The sequence below is a fragment of the Vibrio sp. L85 genome (assembly GCF_963871815.1).
Lineage (GTDB): Bacteria > Pseudomonadota > Gammaproteobacteria > Enterobacterales > Vibrionaceae > Vibrio > Vibrio harveyi.
Genome location: NZ_CAWMYL010000045.1, coordinates 1 through 242, shown reverse-complemented (window position 1 = coordinate 242; position 242 = coordinate 1). Strand labels below are relative to the sequence as shown.

1 protein-coding gene is annotated in these 242 nt (G+C 36.4%); it reads right to left on the bottom strand.

All coding sequences use genetic code 11. The annotated features are described in order from the left end of the window. A partial coding sequence (locus tag AACR11_RS07265) for an Rpn family recombination-promoting nuclease/putative transposase (RefSeq protein WP_139374603.1) occupies positions 1 to 96 on the bottom strand: 96 nt, incomplete at its 3' end. Between the last annotated feature and the right edge of the window lie 146 nt (positions 97 to 242).

Sequence of the window (242 nt, the reverse complement as noted above, 5' to 3'; positions counted from 1 at the left end):
CTCTGGCAAATGGATGTTTAAGAAATCCTTTGCGGTTTCTGGCACGGTCAAGAATGACTTAAACAGACCATCATGGATTGACGTGGAGGTTTTCATTATCACTTAGCTGCGTGGATTTTTCTCTATTATATCATATTTGAAGGTGAGGCGTTTTATTCAGAACATCCATTAATGGATAAAAACTATTCGTTGACTATCCTAGTTATCCTAGTTATCCTAGTTATCCTAGTTATCCTAGTTAT